The following is a 19,677-nucleotide window of genomic DNA, read 5'->3' as shown; positions in this document are numbered from 1 at the left end:
TTAAATATATGCACGGTAGTTGGGTAAAATGTTACCTAACTACCGACACTACTATCTACGCATTGGTTTTTTTTATTTTGTAAGTATTGTGCCTTCATAAATATACAAAGACCTTTCGATTTAAAACGAGATAGCTATGATCAAATAGATATTATTCAACTATGTATTAGTTCATATCGTTATTGAAATTCAGTTTGCGGTTACTTTTTTATAGTCTTGTGATTAGTCGATTATCAAACCAAAAATTCAACCTGGTATTTCTTATCGGTAATAGTGATTATACGATAAAAAGTGATTTTTTGATATGTTTCCCTTCGTAAACCTTCGTTTTTAAATTTATTCTGATCGTTTTTCAACTTTGTTATATTTTTTTTGAGAAAACTATATTTTCATACCCTTTTCCGTTGACTATAAAATTTAATTCTCCAACGTTTTTAAATTCATTTTTCTCATAGAATCTAATAGCTCTATTATTTTTTATGTAAACGGTGAGCCACATGGTATCTAATTGCAATTTTTTGGCTTGCTCTTCAACAAAAGTTAGTAGCTGTCGTCCAATTTTTAAAGGTATAAAATCGCTTAGGATAAAAATTCGTTCTAATTGACAACTGTTCTGTGATGTAATATTTTTGTTTGAGGCATCCACTACTAGTTTTGCATAACCAACAGGTAAATCATCCGCATAAATAATATAGAAAAGTTGCTTAGGATCGTTTATATTCTGTTTCGTTTTAAAAACTGAAAAATTCTCATTAAGGTATTTTAATACATCATTTTTATCTTCAATATAATGTCCGTGAGATTCAGACCATGTTAGTCGACCTAGAAGTGCTAAAACCTCTGTATCTGCTTTGGTAGCTGTTTTTATTTTAATCATTATTATTCTTATTAATTCGTAATCTTCTTATATGATATCCATGAAGCAATACTGCAATTGTACAGCCCACAATTATGGGTGTAGCACTAATTAATGCACCGTATAAAATGTAACCTGCATTTGCGATTAGTGATATTAAACGTAGTTTATATTCACCTTTGGTGGACATAGAATATAGATTGATAACTAGAGCTATATAACCAATACTATCAATTAAAAATGGACTCATATTTTATCTTTTTCTGTTTGACCAATTTATATTAGAAACTGTTTTTGTTTAAATGTTTCAATACAAATATAAAACTCATTATTTTGTTTTTGATTTATAATCGAATTAATAATTGTATTTTTGAATTCGAAACCATTGAATAAATAACAATTAAATTACGATTAAAAATGGATGTGTTGGATAAAAAGATACTTGAAATGCTAAAAATTAATGCAAGAGAAAGCTTCGCTAATATTGGAAAAGAAGTAGGATTGTCTGCTCCTGCAATAGGAAAGCGTGTTAGGCAAATGGAAGAAGAAGGCATAATCGAAGGTTATGCTCTAAAAGTAAATCATGAAAAATTGGGTATTGAGACTAAAGCGTATATAACATTAGTAATACACCGCGGATCAACAGGATCAAATGATGCCCAAAAACAAATACAGGCAATGGAAGAAGTACAAAGTTGTGATAGAATTACTGGTGATGATTGCTTATGTGTTTTAGGTTATTTTAGAAACAATAAGCATCTTATTTCCTTTCTTGAAAAAATTTCAGAGTATGGTGCTTCAAAAACAAGTATCATTTTAGAAGCGTAATTTAATTTCTTGAAAGATTTAATAGACAGATTCTGTCATTTATTTTTCTGTAAGAGATTGTATTACTTTTAACGATCTTCTATTATAAGAGTAGTAGAGGATTTTTGAGTGCGTACTATTCGATCTAAACGCATATACCATAAATATAAAAATAGCGACTTTGATTGCGTATCAAAACCGCTATTATTTTTTATGTATTATTAGCTACTGTTCTTTTTCGTTTTGGTCAATATTTTAGTCCAAAAAGGAACAAGAACATAAACCATTAATGGTACTAGAACAACAGTAAGAATGAGTGTTCTTATTTCGAGTCGGAAAGTATTCAATAGATTTTCAAAAAAATATTGGATAATGGTTATCGTTGGATAGATAGCTATCCAAACGATAATTGTCTGTCTAACTTTTTTCATTTTTTGGAGCTGTAATGATCATATAATAACTTACCTCCAAAACCAATTCCTTTTAACAAGTGCTCTTGAATCGGCATCCCATCCTGTATCCATTTTTCCATTAATTTCGGATTAACTTGCATAACATAGCTATACGAAGTTGCTTTTATCTCGGCAGGTGCTATAACATCAATTATTGAAATCCCACCATGCCAAGAACCAAGTTTATCAGTTTCATAAAAAGCAGGTTCTTCTGTGCCATTTAAAAATCTCTTTATCGACCAACTACCATATAATAAAATCCAAAAAGTAGTGTTTGTCTCTTCTCTTGTTTTGATTGTTTCTCCTTTCTCAAATCCGAATTCTTGCGCTTCATTAGCTACTTGTTTTAGCTGTTCTTCTGAAAGCGCATCAAAAAATGGTACTTTACTTAATTTTCCAATGTTGATTCCTGTTCGTATCATCTTTTAAATTTTTTAAAGGCAGGAATTCTATCCCTGCCTTATATTTATAATTTCTTTATTAATTTTAAAACATTCCACCATTTACTCTGATTGATTGCGCAGTTACCCAACCAGCTTCTGGACTTGTTAAAAATTTGACCATTGGTAAAACATCAGATATTTCGCCTAATCTGTTTTGAACAGACATATGTTTTAGATAGTCTATTGAATGTTCGTTTTCTACAGGATAGAAAAAAGATGTATTTAAAGGTCCTGGTGCAATAGAATTAACAGTTACGCCACGAGAGCCAATTTCTTTAGCTATCATTTTTACAAATTGCTCAGACGCTGCTTTTGCTCCCGCGTAAACTGAGTAAAGCCCGGTTGTAACAGATGTTAAGGTAGTTGAAATGTTTACAATTCGTCCACCATCATTAACTCGTTTCGCAGCTTCGCTCAATAAGAAAAAAGCTGATTTTGTGTGAATATTAAACATTTGATCATACTCATCTTCTAAAACCTCTGCTGCTGGTTTTTTGAGCATTGTACCAGCTGTATTGACAAGAATATCTACTTTTCCAAAAGTACTTTCTGCTTCATCAAATAGACGTTTGATTTCAGATACTTGTCTTAGGTCGGCTTGTACTAATTTTGCATTATTACCAGATGCTTTGATTTTTTCTACTATTTGCAAAGCCTCACTTTTACTACCATCACTAAAGTGATGAACAATTACATTGGTACCTGAACTTCCTAAATAAGTTGCTGTTTCAGCTCCTAAGTTTTTAGATGCTCCTGTTACGATTGCTACTTTTCCTTTTAGTGTTTGATTTGAATTTTCCATTTTACTTAGATTTTAAAGTGAATTATTATTTGTTTTTTAATTACACTACAAATTTCCAGTAAAAGGAAGGCCCTAACTTGGTCTGTTTTTAAGGTCTTATGGTCAATTTCTAAGATTCACGATATTTTGCAGGTGTAAGACCTGTTTTTTTCTTAAAAAACCGTGAAAAATTGGAAGTATCGCCAAAGGTTAGGCTGTAAGCAATCTGAGAAACGGATTTATCGGTATTATTAAGTAAAGATTTTGCTTCAGAAATAATCCTTTCGTCAATCCATTGTTTAACAGTTTTACCTGTTTGAGATTTGATAACATTGCTTAGATAATTCGGGTGCATTGCCAGTTCATTGGCATATTCTTGTACATTCCAAATATGTTCTGCGCTGCCTTTGACTATGCCCAGTAAATTTTTATTTAATGCTACCTGAAATGATTTTACGATTTCAGTAGGTCGGTTTTCGAGTGAAATTGTTACTTGGTGTGAAAGTAATAGTTCCTTGACCTGAAAAAGAAATGTAACGAGTTGGTTGGCTACAATACGTTTTTTATATGTTGAATTACCATTGTATTCACTTATGAATACTTCACATTGTTTGTCAATTCGTTGGTAAGACTGACTTTTAAGATACATTACGGGAACAGTTTCTTTTAATAAGAAAGGGAAATCTTGTTCTATGTTTCCTGGATAGTTGGCTTTTAAAAAGTCTAGCGAAAAAGTAATCATATAACCTTTCCAATTTTCTTCTATGGTAAAAGATTTTAAATGTCCGGGAAGCGTGAAATAAAATGATTTAGGTTTAAGTTCGAACCAATGTTCATCTATAGTATAATGACCTTTTCCAGATTCTATTAAAAGAAAAGCTATATAATTCGTTCTAAAAAAAGGCGACGACATGGGTTGGTCTCCGTGTAGTTTATCCAAAGGGTGTATAGTGAAATCGAAATCCTGTTCAATTTCTAAATTGATTGACCTAAAGAATTCTGATATTGAATTATATATTTTTTCTTCTTTCACTATGTTTTTTATTTGTTTTTATCACTCATATACGTTCTGGGAGGGTTTTCAATTCTGTCATTATTTATAAAATTTGCTCCCAAAACTCCTATTACTATACTCATAATTAAAATTCCACTTTGTATTAACTTTAGTTTGCGATTTGATTCTTTGAAGATGAGTATAATAGCAATACAAAGAAGTCCGAGTATGATTATTTTAATAGTTATATCCATAATCGGATTCATTCCGGAAAAATATCGCAATTGGAACCCGGTATAAAGCCCTATTATTAGCGAAATCAATATGATTTTTATAGTATTAGACATCATTCAAATTCTTACTACAGCATTTATTGTCACGTCGTATATATAAATGGTTGTTGCCTTTAACTACTATGATTTTATATAACATTATTTGATGTAGGTTTTTAATTCAGCTTTTTTATTTTATCAATTATTTCTTTGGATTCTTCAATTAATCTTTTTTCCACCTTTTCGGCTAAAGAAGATAAATTGTCAAAATCAGGATCCTTTTCAATTATCGCTTCTAAAATCGAATATCTAGGCATTTCTTCTCGGTTTTTGTTCCATTTAGATTCTTTGAGTAAATTCCAATATTCTTTTTGAATGCTTTTTGTATTTCCAAGTAACCAAATTTCAAATCTCATCTCCAAATGATTTAGTATTAATCCTAATTTTAGTTTTCTACTTTTCAAAAAATCATTAGAATAGTAAAAATAAGTGTAGTCCATATACCCGTGAAGAATGCCTGTAAATGAATACTGCTTAGACAAATTTTTTATAAAATCTGCTCTTAATTTCATAACAAACTTCACCAATTGATCATAGGCAATTAATATATCTCCTTTATCAAGTTGTTCTTTATAGATTGCTACATAATGATTCAGATTTTTCATTTGCGTTTTGTTGATTTGATATTATCTAACATTTTATGTAGAGCTTGTTGCAGAATTTTATGCAGTGAACATTCCGTTGAATTACTAAGATAGTAAGTTAGCAATAAATTCTATTTATTAGATTTATTAAAAATGAGCTATATATTCTATTAACTCTCGGATTTTATTCTAATTGATATCTTTTTTGGATTATTTTTAAATGATGTTTTTCGTGTCCAGCAATTGATCTAAGAAATTCTTCAAGAGTTATTTCAAGTTGTTGAGCCATAGCTTTTCTTTTCAACTGATGTTCGGATAAAGTATCTATAAAACTAATTGATGATTTTCTCACATTCATAAAGTCAGTTAACAAAGATTGAAGACTTAACTCTTCAAACCGACTATTTTTAACCAATAATTCTTGGTCATATCCCCAAAGTTGCACACTTTCATTTCTGCTTAATTGAAAAGCCCTAAACATTTTTATTCTTTCGTGATCCGTAATATGTCCGACTATTTGTTTGATATTCCATTTGTCAGGTTCATATCTAAATCCGGCTTTTTCTTCACCTATATTTTGCAGAATTTCTATAGTTGGAATTTCTTTGAATATTGCTCGCAATGAATTGTTTTTCGCTAATTCAAAATAGTAAGGAAAACCATCTTTAGGTTTATAATTCATTGTTCAGTATTTTTATTTATGAGAGGTAATGTACTCACGTATGAGTAGTAGCGAATTTAAAACACTTTTTTTTTCAGTAAGTAATTTACAAAATAAAATAAAGAATAGCGATTTGAGTTAAACTCTAAGTCGCTATTACTTATATATTTCTTTGGTGTAAGCAGTCAAAAAGAATCCTATTTGTTAAAGTAGGGTATAAGCCAATACTATATTGTATAGTTTATAAGAAGAGTATATTAACAGCTAATTTAAATATTAACTTTTCATATTTAAAAAACGATCCCTCAATTATAAGAACAACGTCCGTTTAAACCGCGGTTGATACGCACTCTTCTGAGGTAGTGGGGAGTGCTGTTGGCTAACTATTAGAATCACTTGTTGGAAAGCAACTAGGATAGAAGGAGGTACTCGTTCTGCTACTTGAAATTTTGATTCTTTATGAGCTCACCAGCCTCATTATAGACTTTCCAAATACCTTTTTTCTTACCGTGTTCGAAGCGACCTTCGTCCCAGAGTTGACCATTAGCATGGTATCGTTTCCATACACCGTGTTTCTGCTCTTCATCATCGAAGCCGCCCGTTCCTCGTGGTTCACCATTCTTGAAAAACCATTTCCACCGACCAACGATCTTTCCGTCCTTGAAGCTGCCAGAGGATTGCATCTGACCATTGTTGAGAAAGTACTTCCATTTTCCTGATTTCTTTCCATTATCGAATTCACCCTGACAAGAGACAAGGCCGTTCTTGAAGAACAGCTTAAAAGGTCCATTTTTAGGATTACCGTACTCATCGATTCCAGAGATGTCTTTCATTGTGATTCTTTTTATTACTTACTACGTGTTTGTGCATGATTAGCTGCAAGAAAGTACATGAATACGTTCCGCTGCAATTAATTCATATACCTTGTCATCAACTGTTCTTTAATTCTTTTTTACAACTTCATTTGGATCAAATCCATACATGAATTTATTAAGCTGTCCATTCGAACTCTCAAGTCCAATAATGTCCATTAATTCCTCAAAATAAGTACAAACTCTTTCACGATCTTCTGTGTCTAATTCCATATAAACATCGGAAAACCTAGAAAGTCCAATTCTAATTTTTTCTTGGTATTTTTTATCGGTTGGAGTATTAGATTCCGCAACGTTTTGAAAGTCAGATGCTACTTGATTAATCTTCTCTGTAAAAACTGGCCGCATTTTTTCGTCTGCAATTCCAGGATAATAATTTTCTTCTACGAATTTTTTCTTTGTGATAAATTTCTCAAACTTTTCTTTCGCGTTTTCGGGTGTTTTCATTTCAGTTGTATTTTGTCCACAAGAAGATAAAGTGAAAAAGAGTATAAATAATTTAATTTGATTCATGCACATAATAGTTGCTAACGTTTAATATATGTGTCGTAGCAGGGCAAAATGTTACCCTTTTTTTCGGTTTTTCTGCGCATTGGTTGCTAATTTTTCCTTTCTGTAAGCATTGCGCTTTACCAAATATACACAAACAAATCGATCGATCAATTAGCTTCTATAATCACATATATGTTGTTGTACAATGTTTTATTTACTTAATAAAGATTTCATTTTTTCATTAAAGATTGAAGTAATTTCATCCCATTTCATATCAACTTCGGTCATAATACAATCTCCTCCCAAATAGACAATTGCAACTTTTTTATTCAAAATTGTATCCATTCCAACTCCATAAATAGGTGCAATTCCACCAGATGTTTTTACTAAAGCGTATTTTTTTGATTTATAGAACTCAGATGATATGTGTTCGATACGTCTTTTCAGTTCAGATGTTTCATATTCATTCAGTTTTAATTCTTTACTGTTAGCATATGAATCCATACAGGAATAGATAGTATTTAATTCAGATTTAAGTTTCCTTTTTAAATTAAGTATTAAATCATTTTCCTCTAAATTCGAAATAGGGTTTTTGATTATGTGGAAAACTTGATTATCTCCAGCTTTAATTTTATTTAATTCAGTCAAGAGTTTATTTTCCTGTGAATTTATGGCAAGAGAACAGAATAGAATTAAAAATGTTATTAGAGTCTTTTTCATATGTTGTACACTATTTTTATTTTTTTATTATTTGTCCTGCGTACTTTCCGTGGTTTTCGTATCCGTTATTCTCTGGATTATTCAAATCAATCATTCCGTCAATTCCAGAGTCATAAATCTGCCAATTGTACTTTTTAGCTAATGTGATCAATTCAAAAAGTCCATTTTCTCCATATAACGAAAGCATAAAATTACTAGAATGTTCATTAAAGGAAAAGAAGTCAATTGTGAAGTTCTTTCCTATTATTTCTCTATGATTATCATTCTTTTTTATTCTTTCAAACGAGTTTTCCAAAATTCTACTAAAGTTAGTCGGTTGAAGTTGAGTTTCGTCCAATTCCGAAACCGATTCTATTTTTTGTTTTGAATTAAAAAGTACAATGTCCCAACTCATTTGTAATTACTTTATGGATTTAGTTTTTTGTCTAACTGTGTAATTTTATTTGTTTGGTCAATTGTCAAATCAGTTTCTGTTTCAGATACTACGTAAGTTAGATGGTCAAATGCACAGCCATACTCATTTTTTTCTAAAAACTCAGAAATAACTTTTTCACAATCCAGAATTCTAGAACTTTCTATTTCCTCAGATGCGATTCGACCTTTCCATTGTTCGTCCAAAATATTTTTAGTTAAATCTCCAATCTCATTTTTTAAAGATTTTCCGAAAATAGGTTTAAGTTTCATCGTGGTTTTGTCAAATAGTGTATAACGTCTCGTATAAGAAATGTAGGGCAGGTGGTAAGTGATACATTTCCGATTGATACTAAGTCAAATATAAATATTTTGCTTTTATCATTTTTCATGAATACCAAATTTTATGGTTGATGACTTTGCAAAAACACACAGACCTTCGGATTAATCACAAAAGCACTATTTTTTCTTATACATTGTTATCTGCCAGCTTTTTCGTTATGGTTAAGTTCCTATTACATATAGGTCATATATTTAGTAAAGATAATGTTGAGTTTGAAATGTTAATATAATTGATACCGTAACAAAACTTAAGTTGATTCGTCTTCCGAATATAATCAATCAAAAAATTTCATGAAACGTATTTTTTCTGCTTTATTATTATTGTTTACTCCGATAGTTCTTATAAATTGTAAAAGCCATACTTCCATAGACTCTTATATGAAAGAACTAGCGAAAGAAGGTGATTTTAATGGAAATGTTTTAGTTGTTAAAAACGGAGAAACCATTTATGAAAATTCTTTTGGTTTTTCAGACGGTTCTAAGACTACAAAATTAACCAATCGATTTAGGTTTGATTTAGGATCTGTCTACAAAGAATTTCCTGCGGTTTCTATTCTGCAACTTCAAGAAAAAGGATTGTTACATACTGATGATAGAATTGATATTTATTTAAAAGATTTACCAAATTGGTCTTCTAAAATTACTATAAAAAATTTACTCCAATATACAAGTGGTTTGCCTAAGGTAGCTTGGGGTAAATATTTTGAAAAAGATGAAAAAATTACAGACCAAAAAATTAAAAATGATCTATTAAATTTAAAAGAATTAGAATTTGAACCGGGTTCTGATTATTTATATACCAATTATAGTCCAATTTTATTGGGGCAAATTGTAGCAAATATTACCAAACAAGCTTTCCCGGAATATGTAAAGGAAAATTTATTTATTCCTTTTGGTTTAAATAGTGCTAAAATTCAGCAAGAAGTTCCTTATTTGAACAGCGATTTAATGGCAATTCCTTTTGATGAGAATTTTAAGGAAGATACTTATAAAGCCTCTATTTCTGGTGTGATTTTTAGTTTGACAGCAAGAGACTTACAAAATTGGTTAACTAATTTACATGCATTTAAAATAATTAGTAAAGTGTCTTTACAATTTTTATCTGAAGAGGCAGATTTCTGGGGTAATATTCAAGCTCCATTGGGAGGTGTCACATGGAAAAACGGAATCGTTAAAGAACATTACCACCATGGTGAAACTGGTAATTATGAATGTATTGTAAAAAGATTTAATAATGGTAAAGATGTGCTAACTATAATAGTTCAAGCAAATCAGAAGCATCAAAACATGTTCGATATTTCAGATGAAATAAAAAGCATTTTAAAATTCAATTAAATAACAAAATGCCACTTTTTACCAAGTCTTTCGCTGATCAGCTGCTGAATTTTCTCGACTTCCTCTGTTTTACATTGAGTTAGGATGTTTTTTAGCTTGTAGATGACGGTCTTGCGTATGGAAAGTAGCATACAAAAAGATACTAACTTTTCCGATTAGAACAGAGCCGAATTTTTATATATAATCACGAATTTTTCGAAAAGCATATAATAGCTATGTTTAATACACGTTAGCACCAGTTTTATTCTATCGATAAGTGTTTTTTAAGGAATGAGATAGTAAGATTTCTTTGTAATAAGTGATTAGCATATTTATGGAATCCATGCCCTTCATCTTTTGCTAAAACATACCACACTTCTTTTTCTTGCTTATTTAGTGATTCATACATCTGTTCAGCTCCTTGGTAATTGACTCTAGGGTCATTTAGTCCTTGAAAAATGAGTAAAGGGGAATTTATTTTATTAGCATTATTTACGGGTGATATTTTCTTTAAATACTGATATGTTTCATTATTACGTTCATCTCCAAATTCAACCCTTCTTAAATCCCTTCGATAATCACTTGTGTTGTTTAGGTAAGTAATCCAATTTGAAATACCTACAATGTCGATTCCACATTTTATGCGATTCGGAAACTTTGAAAGTGAAGAAAGAACAACATAACCACCATAAGATTCTCCGTGAATGGCGACACGATTTTCATCCAGATTATTTTGTGATTTCACCCAATCTAGTAAAGCTCCAACATCTTGAATTGCATTTTCTCGGTTAAGTCCGTCGTCCATTTTCATATAGGACTTTCCATAACCATTGGAACCTCGAATATTAGGAACTATAACCGTTATACCAAGCTCATTGACTAAATATTGATAAAACCCATTAAAAGATGCTCTAATCTGATATTCAGGGCCTCCGTGAATATCTATGAAAACAGGTGATGATTCTTTTTTGGATTTATAGATAAATGTAGGGATATTGTATTCTTTGTTTGTTTTGATATCAATACTTTTAAACGTAAATGACTCTGCTTCTACAAAATTTATTGAATCTACTTGTGGTTTGCCTTTTCTAGTATAGTGATTTAAAGTACTCTTTTTAATATTATAGTCATAAATCTTCCTGCGAAAGGTGCTTGAATAGAAATTAAATCCAACTTTTGTTCCTTTAGGATTAATTATCAAATCACGGACAATACCTTCAGGAAAATCATTAACCTTCAAATACTTCAAAGTAAGTATGTCTAGTATGTAAAGTTGTGAAAATCCATTTTCATTGACGGTAAATGCAGCTTTCTGTCCTTCTTTGTCAATTGTAATAGATTCAACATCCCATTGGATATCCGCAGTAATGTTGGTAAACTCCTTTTTTATCAGGTCGTAATAATGAAGTTGTAAAAATTCTGAAAATTCATCTGAAACTATTAAACACGCATTCTTATTGGGGATAAATTTCGCATTAGAGTAAGCTATTTTGGTTTTACTAGGGTTTACTTGTTCAATCTTATACGAATTATCGTTGATTAGATAAAGCAATTTATCATTCTCTGATATCACTTTAACCGCTAGGATTTGATTATTACTAGAACTCCAATCATACACCTGTCCATCATCAGAAAAGTCCTTAAAAACAAGAATTTCTTTATTGTTTACAGAGATATCCTGTATGTATAAATCGACTCTGTCAGAACTTTCTTTATTCGATTTATAGGCAATTTTATCATTGCTAGAACTCCAAAATGGGTCGTAAGTTTTGTCTCCTTTTTTTGATATAGGTTTACTTGAGTTAGCAGAAATGTTGTATAAAAACAATTGATAATCTTCATTTCCATTTTCATCTTCTTGGTAGAGGAAATACTTATGATTTGGAGAAAGGTAAGAACTGAAATTTTGGTTGGATTCTTTGTATTCTCTAATTTCAGAGGTATGTTTCTTCATTGAATAAATAACCTTTCCACCATTAAATAGCATTTTTTTGCTATCCAAACTCCAACCAATAAAAGGGGGGTAGTTTACTTGACTTCTGTATTTGTTAACTTTTATATATTCTTTTGAATAAATTGAATCAGTAATTCCCTGCGAAACAATATTATCTTGTCCATAGGATACTATTGAGTTAATAATTAATACAACTATAGTTAGTTTTTTTTTCATTCGTTTATTTCAGCTATTATTGCTAACGGTTGGTATATGAAAAGTAGGCTATTTCAAAGTACGAAACTCTCGGTTAAGTACAAAATTAGATGCGAGCCCAAAGTCTTGAATTTATTACTATTTTGCCTATTTTTTTATACATTGTTGTGGCTAGTACTTTTATTTTTTCTTGTCGTAAGTCAATATTTGTAGTCCGTCAGAAAATGATTCTTTGTCTGTTAGTTTCCAGCTTTCATTTGCAGTTGAAGTTCCAAATAGCTTTGTTCCACTTCCAAGTACAATTGGATTTAATTTGAGTTTCAACTGGTCTATCAGTCCGTTTTCCAATAACCAACCTGCAAACTGTCCACCACCACAGAGATAAATGTCAGTTTTGGCGTTTTGTTTAATTCCATGTACTCTATCCACACTCAACTTTTCGATTTTAACAGCTTCTGATAGGTTATTAATTTTTAATGAATTCGAAAAAATATAGTGCTCCATATTTGGATAAGCAGGTTGACCTGGTTCAAGTCCATGTTGAAAACCAAATTCATAGGTTTTCCTTCCCATAATTACAGTCCCAAAATCCGCAAGGTCTGATTGGTACTTTTCAACACCTTCTCCTTGCAACATGAACTGACTGATATCATCATTTTCTCCTGCAATGTATCCGTCCAAAGAACTCGCCACGTAATAAATAATTTTTCGCATATTTTTCTTTTTTAGATTTTCTGTCTGTTTTGTATTGGCTACAACGCCAAATATATGAATCGGATTAAGGCAAGTAAGCCTAAACCAATTGATCCATCTGCGCATTTTTATTTCTTGTTTAATTTATAAAAGCTTGTGCCCAGCTCGACTGGGTATCTAGCGCCTTCGCAAAAAGGAAATAATCTTTTGATTGATCACTTTGCTGCTATGACACATATATGTTGTTGTAGATAGTTTTTATTTTCCATCTAATTGAGGATAAACTACTTGTTTTATATAGTCCATTATCCAATCATCAGCTAATTTCAATTGCTCTTTTCGTTCATTCAATTCCGCGATTACTCTATTCTTTAAAGTTTCATCCTTTTTTTGATTCTTTTCATTCGTATTATCATATACTATTACACAAAGAGCATCCATTAATAAATTCCTTTTATGGTCTGGAATTTTAATTGTATCCAGAATCTTTAAAATCATATCCAAGTATAATTCGTCTGCTAACAATAGTTCTTCATCCTTTTCCATTAGATACAATTCAGGATTTAGTGACCACTCTTTGAGTAATTCAAAGTCCAGATTTGGTTTTTGAAAAGTCGTAGTGAATTTATCATTACCACATTCCGAACATACCTTTCCGAATATATTTTCATAGTCGACTAATTCGAAAGCAGCTTCTCTTTTAGTGACAGTTAGACTCTGTTTACGTTCACATTTTGAACAAGTTCTTTCTATTTTGTAATTATCTTTCACTCAAATGTGTTACAACGTTTAATATATGTGTCTTAGCAGGGAAAGTAGTAAGCCTGAACTAATCGATTTATCTGCGCATTTTTATTTCTTATTTAATTTATAAAAATTTGGCGCCACTACAAAAGGGAACTGACCTTTCGATCTAGCATTGAACTTTTGCTCTAATTTCATATATAATGTTGTCTACTGTGTTTTCACTGTTGAAAATTACCATATTTACTATTCTTTTCCAACCACAAGAAATATTCGCCAAATAAAGTACCTGATAGTAATTCAGTTGTTATTTTTTCAACCTTCTCACCATTTATTGAGAGTCCAATGCTTTTATTTTCCTCTAGATTCTCTTCAATTTCACGTAAAAAGTTAAAAGCAGTTGAGTCTAGAATATTCAGAATCATTCGCTCTAAAATTCCAGAATCCCTTTCACTTAAGCGATTTAAAAAATCAAATCTTTCATCTAGTAATTTTTGCAACTCTTTATCTAAGTTAGGGTTTCGTGGTTTTTTCCAATACTTTTCTGAAGACATAGATTTCGCATAATCCTTACTTTTTAAAAATTGTTCAAAATTTTCATCTCTCAGTTTCTTTACGATTATTTCTGCGAGTTCATTATGGTTTCTAGAATGTTCCAATAGGTTAATATTTTATTTAGTTAAGCATCTTTTTACATGTAGACGTTTAATATATGTGTCGTAGCAGGGCAAAATGTTACCTTGCTTTTCGATTTTTCTGCGCATTGGTTGCTAACTTTACCTTCTGCAAGCATTGCGCCTTACCAAAAATACAATAACCTTTTGATTAATCACTTAACTGCTATGAACACATATATCGTGTTGTACACAGGTTTTATTCTAATAAGTTACTCTTAATCAATGAGTCTAATTCCGCTTCGTATTTTTTACGCCAATCTTTTCCGTTTCTTTTATTCAGATACTTTTCAATTTGGACGTTATACGAGTCAATTCCTCGTAATTGAGGTCCGGTTACTAAACAGCCAACATTGGATTCGTGAAATCCGTATTTCTCATTCAATCCGATACAAGGAACTCCGCAAGGATAGGAAGGTATTCCAGCCATTGCGATTCTTGGAGAATCACGCCAAATGTCAATTTTTGCAGTCAAATAATTAAATCTATTAAACAGTCCTAATTGCCAAAATAAAATTCCAATTATTAAGATTCCGATTCCGTTTCTTATTTTCTTTTTAAGTGCCATTTGTCAACTTGTGTACAACGGACTTGTGTATGAAACGTAGCGTGCAAAAAGGCACTAACTTTTCGGATTAACACAGAGCCGAATTTTTATATTTTGTTTTAAATTTTTCTCTTTTTAAAAGCCAAATTAAAAATTTGGCGGACTTTATAAATATGCATAGACCTTTCGGTTAAGCACTTATTAGCTATGTTTTATACACGTCTTTGTTGTGCATAGTTATTTTATGTTTATTTCGTTCAGATTTAGTTCAAATAGATTTCCAAATTTCTCATCTTCAAGTTTTTTAATTTGAATATTATTCCAAGTTAACTCTCTCCGTATTTCTTTGCTTTTTCCATTTTCAATAATTGTAATTAAGACAGGAATGTTTTTTCTTTTACTCTCATATAATTTGAGTAAGATTTCCGGTTTGTCAAACAAGTTAGAAGTTAGATGTGAGCTCAATCCCATTTCGATTATATTATTTTCAGGGTTGATTTCTACAAATCCGTATTCCGAATTTTCATTTCCTAAACCTTCCAGAAATTGAATTGTCGGAAGTTTTATTTTTTCAACTTTTAGTGATTCCGATTTTATATTTCCGACATATTTTATTCTGTATATTCCGCAAACTTGACCATAAGAATATTGTATTGTAAAACTTATAATTAACAGTATAAATATTCTTTTCATTCGGTATCTTTAATGTACTACAACGTTTTATATATGTGTCGTAGCAGGGTAAAATGTTACCCTGTTTTATGATTTTTCTTGCGCATTGGTTGCTAACTTTTAGCTTCTGCAAGCATTGCGCCTTACCAAAAATACAAGAACCATTTGATTAATCACCTAACTGCTATGATCACATATATCGTGTTGTACGCTGGCTTTTATTTATTCCGGTCCAATTGAATTCAGTAATTCAAATTCCAATTGTCCATTTTTATTTAATTTGTAAAGATAAATTGCTTTTCCTTGTATGTGTCCATCGTCAAATTCCGCAATTAACCATTTACTGCTTAGAAGTTGAATTTTTCCAAAATGCATCGTTCCTCCCAAAGTTGCTTTTAAAGGGATAAGTTCAGTTTTTTCTCGTAAACTTTTCTCTATAAATTCTGCTGGATTTGCAATTCCAATTTCGACAAGTTCCTTTCCGTCATATTTTTCGTCAAACCAATAATTTAGTTCAGGTTTTACTTCATTCAGTTTCTTGATCAGAGAATCATTTTTAATCTTTAAACTATCGACTTTCCCAAGTAAATTTTCCGTTCGATTAACCTCTTGACAGCTAAAAATACAAAATGAAGTGAGAATTATTAAAGTAAGTTTTTTCATGTTTTTGGCTTGCGTACAACGTTTTATATATGTGTCGTAGCAGGGCAAAATGTTACCTTGCTTTTCGGTTTTTCTGTGCATTGGTTGCTAACTTTTCCATTCTGCAAGCATTGCGCCTTCATAAATATACACAGACTTTTCGATTAATCACTTTGCTGCTATGACATCATATATGTTGTTGTGTGCAGTTTTTATTTTATTTTCAATTCGTTTTAGAATAGAAACAAACTTTTCGAATTGCTCAATGTCCTTAATTCCATATTCAGGCGTCAATACAATTCGGTCAGTCAATTTATTTGGTATTGTTTCTATAAAAATTTTTTCGTTTATTATATTTTCCGTGAATGTTTTGTCAGATACAATGTGTTTTATCAAATCAATATTTCCGCCAAACCAAAATTGTTTTAAAATCGGTTTAGGAACAAATGCTCTCCGCTTTGGTAGAATAAAATCCAAAAATTCATTCCACAAATCTTTTGGGTATACATTCAGTTCGGTTTCGTATGTTTTGTCTAAATGCAAAGTAATTCGAAATGGTTCAGTTACAGGCATTGCTCCGTCAACTTCATTCAGGTTTATACTAATTTTAGTTCCGTCAATTTCTATAATTCCGCTTTTCGGTTGATAAACGTATTTTCCTATCGGACTATTCACGTTTTTAGTCAAATCCTCTGAATATTTTCCGCTATATTTTTCCGTTAATTCTTGAATAATATTCATTAGTTCAGGATTTTCTCAAATGCACACAACGTCAAATATAACAAACGTTGCTGGTCCGAAGGACAGCAATGTTTTGTTATATAGTGTTATAAGCTTTTTATTTTTTGGATTCGAGTAATTTTTCGATTTCTTCTAGCCTATCGGATAAAGATTTTAGTTCTTCGTTTTCTTTTTTTAGACTTTCAATTTCTTTTTGCTGTTGAATAGTATAAAGAGTCAATTCCTCAATTTTTTTCAAAAGGTTCATATCCATTTCCGCTTGCATTACTCCGTTTCGTTCAAATTCTTTAGCTGAAGGAATTTCAGGTAGATGACTATTTTCTTTGATAAAGTTTTCTAGTTCTTCTATACTTCTAAGATTGTAATCCTCTTTAAAAACGTAATCAGGAGCAGGAACATTAAGGTCTATTTTTACTTCTTCAGCGTGTATGTTTCCTTTAACAGTTAATTTCATATCTGGATTGGAAGTTCCAATACCGATATATCCGTTTGCACTTATTACTAATCTATCAATATCATTACTATCACCTGTAAAGTTTTTAAATATGTGAAATTTAGTAGTATTATTACCTGATTCCGAAACTTTAAACCCAACAAAATCACCTCCCGCATTACCCTGTGGGTCCCATAAAACTCTCGAACTTCCCGTTAAATTAGCATTACCTCTAAATTGAGTATTTCCCGCAGCGTCAATTGTCAATAAATTAATATCACTATTATCACCAGTAAAATTTCTATAAATATGCAACTTTGTCGTATTATTACCTGATTCCGAAACTTTAAATCCAACAAAATCACCTCCTGCATTACCTTGTGGATCCCAAAAAAGTTTTTTATTTCCTGTACGCATAGTGTTTCCTAATGCATCAATAGTCAAGAGGTCAATATCACTATTATCACCAGTAAAATTTTTATAAATATGTAATTTAGTAGTGTTGTTTCCCGTTTCCGTAGCTTTTAACCCTACTAAATCTCCTCCAGCCGAACCTTTTGGATCTAATTCGATTTTACTTTCTTGTCCACTTATTGTTAAGGACATCCCAAATAATGTAATAGCAAACGCAATTTTTTTCATCTCTTTATATTTTCTGTTTAATAGTATGTGTCTTTATTGTTCAAAATGTTACTCTAATATTTTAAGGAATGTGTCGTAGCAGGGCAAAATGTTACCTTGTTGTTCGATTTTTCTGCGCATTGGTTGCTAACTTTTCCATTCTGCAAGCATTGCGCCTTACCAAAAATACAACAACCATCTGATTGATCACTTAGCTGCTATGATCACATATATGTTGTTGTAAAACGTTTACTTATTTAATTTAAACTTTGTTAAATCAGTTAGAAAGTCATTTCTTTTAAAGAATTCTAATAACATTCCATTTGCGTTAACAAAGGATTTTTTGTTTTTAACTGAATAGCCTTGATCAATTGTTGTATTTATATAAATAGTGTCAATTTCGTTGGATTTATAAACAATTGAATATTCGGGATTCAAAAAAGGTTTACTCTTAAATTCTTCCATTTTTGATTCAGAGATAATTTGTTCTAATTCCAGGGCACTTTGCTTTTTTAATTTTATAGAGTCAATATCACCATTATTTTTGAAATCCCAGAATGTTGATTCCGTAACATCAAATGTGCGATCAACGGATCCATTAGATTTATAAACTACTATTTCTTTTCCGTTATTTTCACAAGAATAGAGCATTAGTATTGAAGATATAATAAACATCCATTTTTTCATTCTACACTGAATATTTGCTTAATGTTTTACAACGTTTAATGTATGTGTCGTAGCAGGGCAAAATGTTACCTAGCTTTTCGGTTTTTCTGCACATTGGTTACTAACTTTTACTTTTTGCAAGCATTGCGCCATACCAAATATACAAGAACCTTTCGATTGATCATTTAGCTGCTATGATCACATATATGTTGTTGTAAAACGTTTTTTATTCCTCAATTACTTTTATTATTCCATGGTTTTCGAACATAAAACTAAAATTCACTTTAGTCTCTAATTCGTTGACATCCGAAACTATTCTTAACAATAATTTTTTTACTTCGCTGATATCTTTATTATTGTCAACATTGATACTAATTAGCTTTTTTTCCGTTAAAGAAGGATAATTTTTATCTTTACTTTGATTTAATAGATGATTTTTTAGAACTTTTTTTAAGCTGTCTATTGGAAATTTTATTTGGTGATTTACCGTAATGTTATCCGAATTAATATAGAGTATCTGTCTTAATTTATAATCAAAAATACTTTCGCAGATTTGAAGTGGTTGAATTCTAAATATTTTCTCTTCAGTATCCAATTTAAACATTGTATACTCACTTAAACAGTCAATTTTATCTAGTATTTTTAGAATTTCATTAAAGTTTGCAAGGGAGTCAATATCATACTCAACTAATTTAGTTTCCACAAATCTAAAACTACTAAAATCTTGAGTAGGCTTTTCCGTAACAAGGTTTTTTTTCTCGCCGTTATTTCGCCCGCAACATATTAACAGACAATTTAAAATTAGTATGGGTAGAAGCTTTTTCAAATGTTTTACAACGTGTTTGTATATGGTTTGTTGCGTGTTTCAAACACCTAATTTAGCAAATACAAACCGAATAGAAAATCCGCGAGGATTTTCGTAAGTAGGCTAGAACCAAGCAATAAATTATATACGGTTTAAGTTTGATTCTCTTTAAATTGATATAATAATCAGAAAGAACAAAAGAGAGAATTAAGGTTAGTATACACGGTGA

At 30.8% G+C, this 19,677-nt stretch carries 27 protein-coding genes; 2 read left to right on the top strand and 25 right to left on the bottom strand.

Going from position 1 to position 19,677, the window contains the following annotated elements; translation table 11 throughout:
- Window positions 1–361: 361 nt before the first annotated feature.
- Together Q0829_RS17690 and Q0829_RS17685 are read right to left on the bottom strand one after the other, a co-directional pair.
- Window positions 362–877 (bottom strand): GNAT family N-acetyltransferase, encoded by a 516-nt coding sequence (locus tag Q0829_RS17690; RefSeq protein ID WP_298545693.1) that lies wholly within the window; start codon window positions 875–877, stop codon window positions 362–364.
- A complete protein-coding gene (locus Q0829_RS17685) occupies window positions 870–1,106 on the bottom strand; it encodes a hypothetical protein (protein ID WP_298545691.1) in 237 nt (78 codons plus the stop codon). The genes Q0829_RS17690 and Q0829_RS17685 overlap by 8 nt, the downstream gene beginning before the upstream one ends.
- 167 nt (window positions 1,107–1,273) lie before the next feature.
- Here Q0829_RS17685 and Q0829_RS17680 point away from each other — a divergent pair, with 167 nt between their 5' ends.
- A complete protein-coding gene (locus Q0829_RS17680; protein WP_298545690.1) occupies window positions 1,274–1,684 on the top strand; it encodes an Lrp/AsnC family transcriptional regulator in 411 nt (136 codons plus the stop codon).
- Between the two features lie 200 nt (window positions 1,685–1,884).
- On the opposite strand, the gene Q0829_RS17675 is transcribed toward Q0829_RS17680, so the two are convergent.
- From Q0829_RS17675 to Q0829_RS17620, 12 genes are all read right to left on the bottom strand, one after another.
- Window positions 1,885–2,094 (bottom strand): hypothetical protein, encoded by a 210-nt coding sequence (locus tag Q0829_RS17675; RefSeq protein ID WP_298545689.1) that lies wholly within the window; start codon window positions 2,092–2,094, stop codon window positions 1,885–1,887.
- Window positions 2,091–2,537 carry a hypothetical protein gene (locus Q0829_RS17670; protein ID WP_298545687.1) on the bottom strand — a complete coding sequence of 149 codons (447 nt, stop codon included), beginning with the start codon at window positions 2,535–2,537 and terminating at the stop codon, window positions 2,091–2,093. Before Q0829_RS17670 ends, Q0829_RS17675 begins: the two co-directional genes overlap by 4 nt.
- Before the next feature lie 64 nt (window positions 2,538–2,601).
- A complete protein-coding gene (locus Q0829_RS17665) occupies window positions 2,602–3,360 on the bottom strand; it encodes an SDR family oxidoreductase (RefSeq protein WP_298545685.1) in 759 nt (252 codons plus the stop codon).
- 109 nt (window positions 3,361–3,469) lie between these two features.
- The gene (locus Q0829_RS17660; protein ID WP_298545683.1) at window positions 3,470–4,372 is read right to left on the bottom strand and encodes an AraC family transcriptional regulator; all 903 of its coding nucleotides are present in this window, start codon (window positions 4,370–4,372) and stop codon (window positions 3,470–3,472) included.
- 8 nt (window positions 4,373–4,380) lie between these two features.
- The gene (locus Q0829_RS17655; RefSeq protein WP_298545681.1) at window positions 4,381–4,680 is read right to left on the bottom strand and encodes a hypothetical protein; all 300 of its coding nucleotides are present in this window, start codon (window positions 4,678–4,680) and stop codon (window positions 4,381–4,383) included.
- 101 nt (window positions 4,681–4,781) lie between these two features.
- Entirely contained in the window at window positions 4,782–5,270 is a 489-nt protein-coding gene (locus Q0829_RS17650) for a hypothetical protein (RefSeq protein ID WP_298545679.1), read from the bottom strand.
- A 163-nt stretch (window positions 5,271–5,433) separates the two neighbouring features.
- Window positions 5,434–5,931 carry a DinB family protein gene (locus tag Q0829_RS17645; RefSeq protein WP_298545677.1) on the bottom strand — a complete coding sequence of 166 codons (498 nt, stop codon included), beginning with the start codon at window positions 5,929–5,931 and terminating at the stop codon, window positions 5,434–5,436.
- Between the two features lie 416 nt (window positions 5,932–6,347).
- Window positions 6,348–6,743, bottom strand: a complete 396-nt coding sequence (locus Q0829_RS17640; protein ID WP_298545676.1) for a hypothetical protein — start codon at window positions 6,741–6,743, stop codon at window positions 6,348–6,350.
- Between the two features lie 108 nt (window positions 6,744–6,851).
- Window positions 6,852–7,229, bottom strand: coding sequence for a DUF4844 domain-containing protein (locus tag Q0829_RS17635; RefSeq protein WP_298545674.1), 378 nt, complete (start codon window positions 7,227–7,229; stop codon window positions 6,852–6,854).
- Between the two features lie 255 nt (window positions 7,230–7,484).
- Window positions 7,485–7,994 carry a hypothetical protein gene (locus Q0829_RS17630; RefSeq protein ID WP_298545673.1) on the bottom strand — a complete coding sequence of 170 codons (510 nt, stop codon included), beginning with the start codon at window positions 7,992–7,994 and terminating at the stop codon, window positions 7,485–7,487.
- A 16-nt stretch (window positions 7,995–8,010) separates the two neighbouring features.
- On the bottom strand, window positions 8,011–8,388 hold the full coding sequence (locus Q0829_RS17625; RefSeq protein ID WP_298545672.1) for a hypothetical protein: 378 nt from the start codon (window positions 8,386–8,388) through the stop codon (window positions 8,011–8,013).
- Between the two features lie 11 nt (window positions 8,389–8,399).
- Complete coding sequence (locus Q0829_RS17620; RefSeq protein WP_298545671.1) at window positions 8,400–8,678, bottom strand: hypothetical protein; 279 nt, start codon at window positions 8,676–8,678, stop codon at window positions 8,400–8,402.
- Window positions 8,679–9,038: 360 nt separating this feature from the next.
- Here Q0829_RS17620 and Q0829_RS17615 point away from each other — a divergent pair, with 360 nt between their 5' ends.
- Window positions 9,039–10,082 carry a serine hydrolase domain-containing protein gene (locus tag Q0829_RS17615; protein WP_298545669.1) on the top strand — a complete coding sequence of 348 codons (1,044 nt, stop codon included), beginning with the start codon at window positions 9,039–9,041 and terminating at the stop codon, window positions 10,080–10,082.
- Window positions 10,083–10,323: 241 nt separating this feature from the next.
- Here Q0829_RS17615 and Q0829_RS17610 read toward each other — a convergent pair whose 3' ends face one another.
- From Q0829_RS17610 to Q0829_RS17560, 11 genes are all read right to left on the bottom strand, one after another.
- The gene (locus Q0829_RS17610; RefSeq protein WP_298545668.1) at window positions 10,324–12,231 is read right to left on the bottom strand and encodes an alpha/beta fold hydrolase; all 1,908 of its coding nucleotides are present in this window, start codon (window positions 12,229–12,231) and stop codon (window positions 10,324–10,326) included.
- Between the two features lie 159 nt (window positions 12,232–12,390).
- Window positions 12,391–13,029, bottom strand: a complete 639-nt coding sequence (locus tag Q0829_RS17605; protein WP_298545667.1) for a dihydrofolate reductase family protein — start codon at window positions 13,027–13,029, stop codon at window positions 12,391–12,393.
- A gap of 132 nt (window positions 13,030–13,161) precedes the next feature.
- The gene (locus Q0829_RS17600; protein WP_298545666.1) at window positions 13,162–13,674 is read right to left on the bottom strand and encodes a hypothetical protein; all 513 of its coding nucleotides are present in this window, start codon (window positions 13,672–13,674) and stop codon (window positions 13,162–13,164) included.
- A gap of 194 nt (window positions 13,675–13,868) precedes the next feature.
- Window positions 13,869–14,306 (bottom strand): hypothetical protein, encoded by a 438-nt coding sequence (locus Q0829_RS17595; protein WP_298545665.1) that lies wholly within the window; start codon window positions 14,304–14,306, stop codon window positions 13,869–13,871.
- A 214-nt stretch (window positions 14,307–14,520) separates the two neighbouring features.
- Entirely contained in the window at window positions 14,521–14,889 is a 369-nt protein-coding gene (locus tag Q0829_RS17590; RefSeq protein ID WP_298545664.1) for a hypothetical protein, read from the bottom strand.
- 216 nt (window positions 14,890–15,105) lie between these two features.
- Complete coding sequence (locus tag Q0829_RS17585) at window positions 15,106–15,561, bottom strand: hypothetical protein (RefSeq protein WP_298545662.1); 456 nt, start codon at window positions 15,559–15,561, stop codon at window positions 15,106–15,108.
- 201 nt (window positions 15,562–15,762) lie between these two features.
- Window positions 15,763–16,203 carry a hypothetical protein gene (locus Q0829_RS17580; RefSeq protein ID WP_298545660.1) on the bottom strand — a complete coding sequence of 147 codons (441 nt, stop codon included), beginning with the start codon at window positions 16,201–16,203 and terminating at the stop codon, window positions 15,763–15,765.
- A 147-nt stretch (window positions 16,204–16,350) separates the two neighbouring features.
- A complete protein-coding gene (locus Q0829_RS17575) occupies window positions 16,351–16,923 on the bottom strand; it encodes a hypothetical protein (protein ID WP_298545659.1) in 573 nt (190 codons plus the stop codon).
- Between the two features lie 97 nt (window positions 16,924–17,020).
- Window positions 17,021–17,998 (bottom strand): tail fiber protein, encoded by a 978-nt coding sequence (locus Q0829_RS17570; protein WP_298545657.1) that lies wholly within the window; start codon window positions 17,996–17,998, stop codon window positions 17,021–17,023.
- 228 nt (window positions 17,999–18,226) lie between these two features.
- Window positions 18,227–18,664, bottom strand: coding sequence for a hypothetical protein (locus Q0829_RS17565; RefSeq protein WP_298545656.1), 438 nt, complete (start codon window positions 18,662–18,664; stop codon window positions 18,227–18,229).
- Window positions 18,665–18,869: 205 nt separating this feature from the next.
- The gene (locus Q0829_RS17560; protein WP_298545655.1) at window positions 18,870–19,346 is read right to left on the bottom strand and encodes a hypothetical protein; all 477 of its coding nucleotides are present in this window, start codon (window positions 19,344–19,346) and stop codon (window positions 18,870–18,872) included.
- Window positions 19,347–19,677 lie beyond the last annotated feature (331 nt).

The organism is uncultured Aquimarina sp. (genome assembly GCF_947492405.1).
GTDB lineage: Bacteria > Bacteroidota > Bacteroidia > Flavobacteriales > Flavobacteriaceae > Aquimarina.
Note: the sequence above shows the minus strand (reverse complement) of the source record. Positions and strands in the feature narration are given on the sequence as shown.

Bases quoted from the DNA above. Each gene is read 5' to 3' on its own strand.
- Q0829_RS17690 (WP_298545693.1), bottom strand. From the start codon at position 877: ATGATTAAAATAAAAACAGCTACCAAAGCAGATACAGAGGTTTTAGCA.
- Q0829_RS17685 (WP_298545691.1), bottom strand. From the start codon at position 1,106: ATGAGTCCATTTTTAATTGATAGTATTGGTTATATAGCTCTAGTTATC.
- Q0829_RS17680 (WP_298545690.1), top strand. From the start codon at position 1,274: ATGGATGTGTTGGATAAAAAGATACTTGAAATGCTAAAAATTAATGCA.
- Q0829_RS17675 (WP_298545689.1), bottom strand. From the start codon at position 2,094: ATGAAAAAAGTTAGACAGACAATTATCGTTTGGATAGCTATCTATCCA.
- Q0829_RS17670 (WP_298545687.1), bottom strand. From the start codon at position 2,537: ATGATACGAACAGGAATCAACATTGGAAAATTAAGTAAAGTACCATTT.
- Q0829_RS17665 (WP_298545685.1), bottom strand. From the start codon at position 3,360: ATGGAAAATTCAAATCAAACACTAAAAGGAAAAGTAGCAATCGTAACA.
- Q0829_RS17655 (WP_298545681.1), bottom strand. From the start codon at position 4,680: ATGTCTAATACTATAAAAATCATATTGATTTCGCTAATAATAGGGCTT.
- Q0829_RS17650 (WP_298545679.1), bottom strand. From the start codon at position 5,270: ATGAAAAATCTGAATCATTATGTAGCAATCTATAAAGAACAACTTGAT.
- Q0829_RS17645 (WP_298545677.1), bottom strand. From the start codon at position 5,931: ATGAATTATAAACCTAAAGATGGTTTTCCTTACTATTTTGAATTAGCG.
- Q0829_RS17640 (WP_298545676.1), bottom strand. From the start codon at position 6,743: ATGAAAGACATCTCTGGAATCGATGAGTACGGTAATCCTAAAAATGGA.
- Q0829_RS17635 (WP_298545674.1), bottom strand. From the start codon at position 7,229: ATGAAAACACCCGAAAACGCGAAAGAAAAGTTTGAGAAATTTATCACA.
- Q0829_RS17630 (WP_298545673.1), bottom strand. From the start codon at position 7,994: ATGAAAAAGACTCTAATAACATTTTTAATTCTATTCTGTTCTCTTGCC.
- Q0829_RS17625 (WP_298545672.1), bottom strand. From the start codon at position 8,388: ATGAGTTGGGACATTGTACTTTTTAATTCAAAACAAAAAATAGAATCG.
- Q0829_RS17620 (WP_298545671.1), bottom strand. From the start codon at position 8,678: ATGAAACTTAAACCTATTTTCGGAAAATCTTTAAAAAATGAGATTGGA.
- Q0829_RS17615 (WP_298545669.1), top strand. From the start codon at position 9,039: ATGAAACGTATTTTTTCTGCTTTATTATTATTGTTTACTCCGATAGTT.
- Q0829_RS17610 (WP_298545668.1), bottom strand. From the start codon at position 12,231: ATGAAAAAAAAACTAACTATAGTTGTATTAATTATTAACTCAATAGTA.
- Q0829_RS17605 (WP_298545667.1), bottom strand. From the start codon at position 13,029: ATGCGCAGATGGATCAATTGGTTTAGGCTTACTTGCCTTAATCCGATT.
- Q0829_RS17590 (WP_298545664.1), bottom strand. From the start codon at position 14,889: ATGGCACTTAAAAAGAAAATAAGAAACGGAATCGGAATCTTAATAATT.
- Q0829_RS17585 (WP_298545662.1), bottom strand. From the start codon at position 15,561: ATGAAAAGAATATTTATACTGTTAATTATAAGTTTTACAATACAATAT.
- Q0829_RS17580 (WP_298545660.1), bottom strand. From the start codon at position 16,203: ATGAAAAAACTTACTTTAATAATTCTCACTTCATTTTGTATTTTTAGC.
- Q0829_RS17575 (WP_298545659.1), bottom strand. From the start codon at position 16,923: ATGAATATTATTCAAGAATTAACGGAAAAATATAGCGGAAAATATTCA.
- Q0829_RS17570 (WP_298545657.1), bottom strand. From the start codon at position 17,998: ATGAAAAAAATTGCGTTTGCTATTACATTATTTGGGATGTCCTTAACA.
- Q0829_RS17565 (WP_298545656.1), bottom strand. From the start codon at position 18,664: ATGAAAAAATGGATGTTTATTATATCTTCAATACTAATGCTCTATTCT.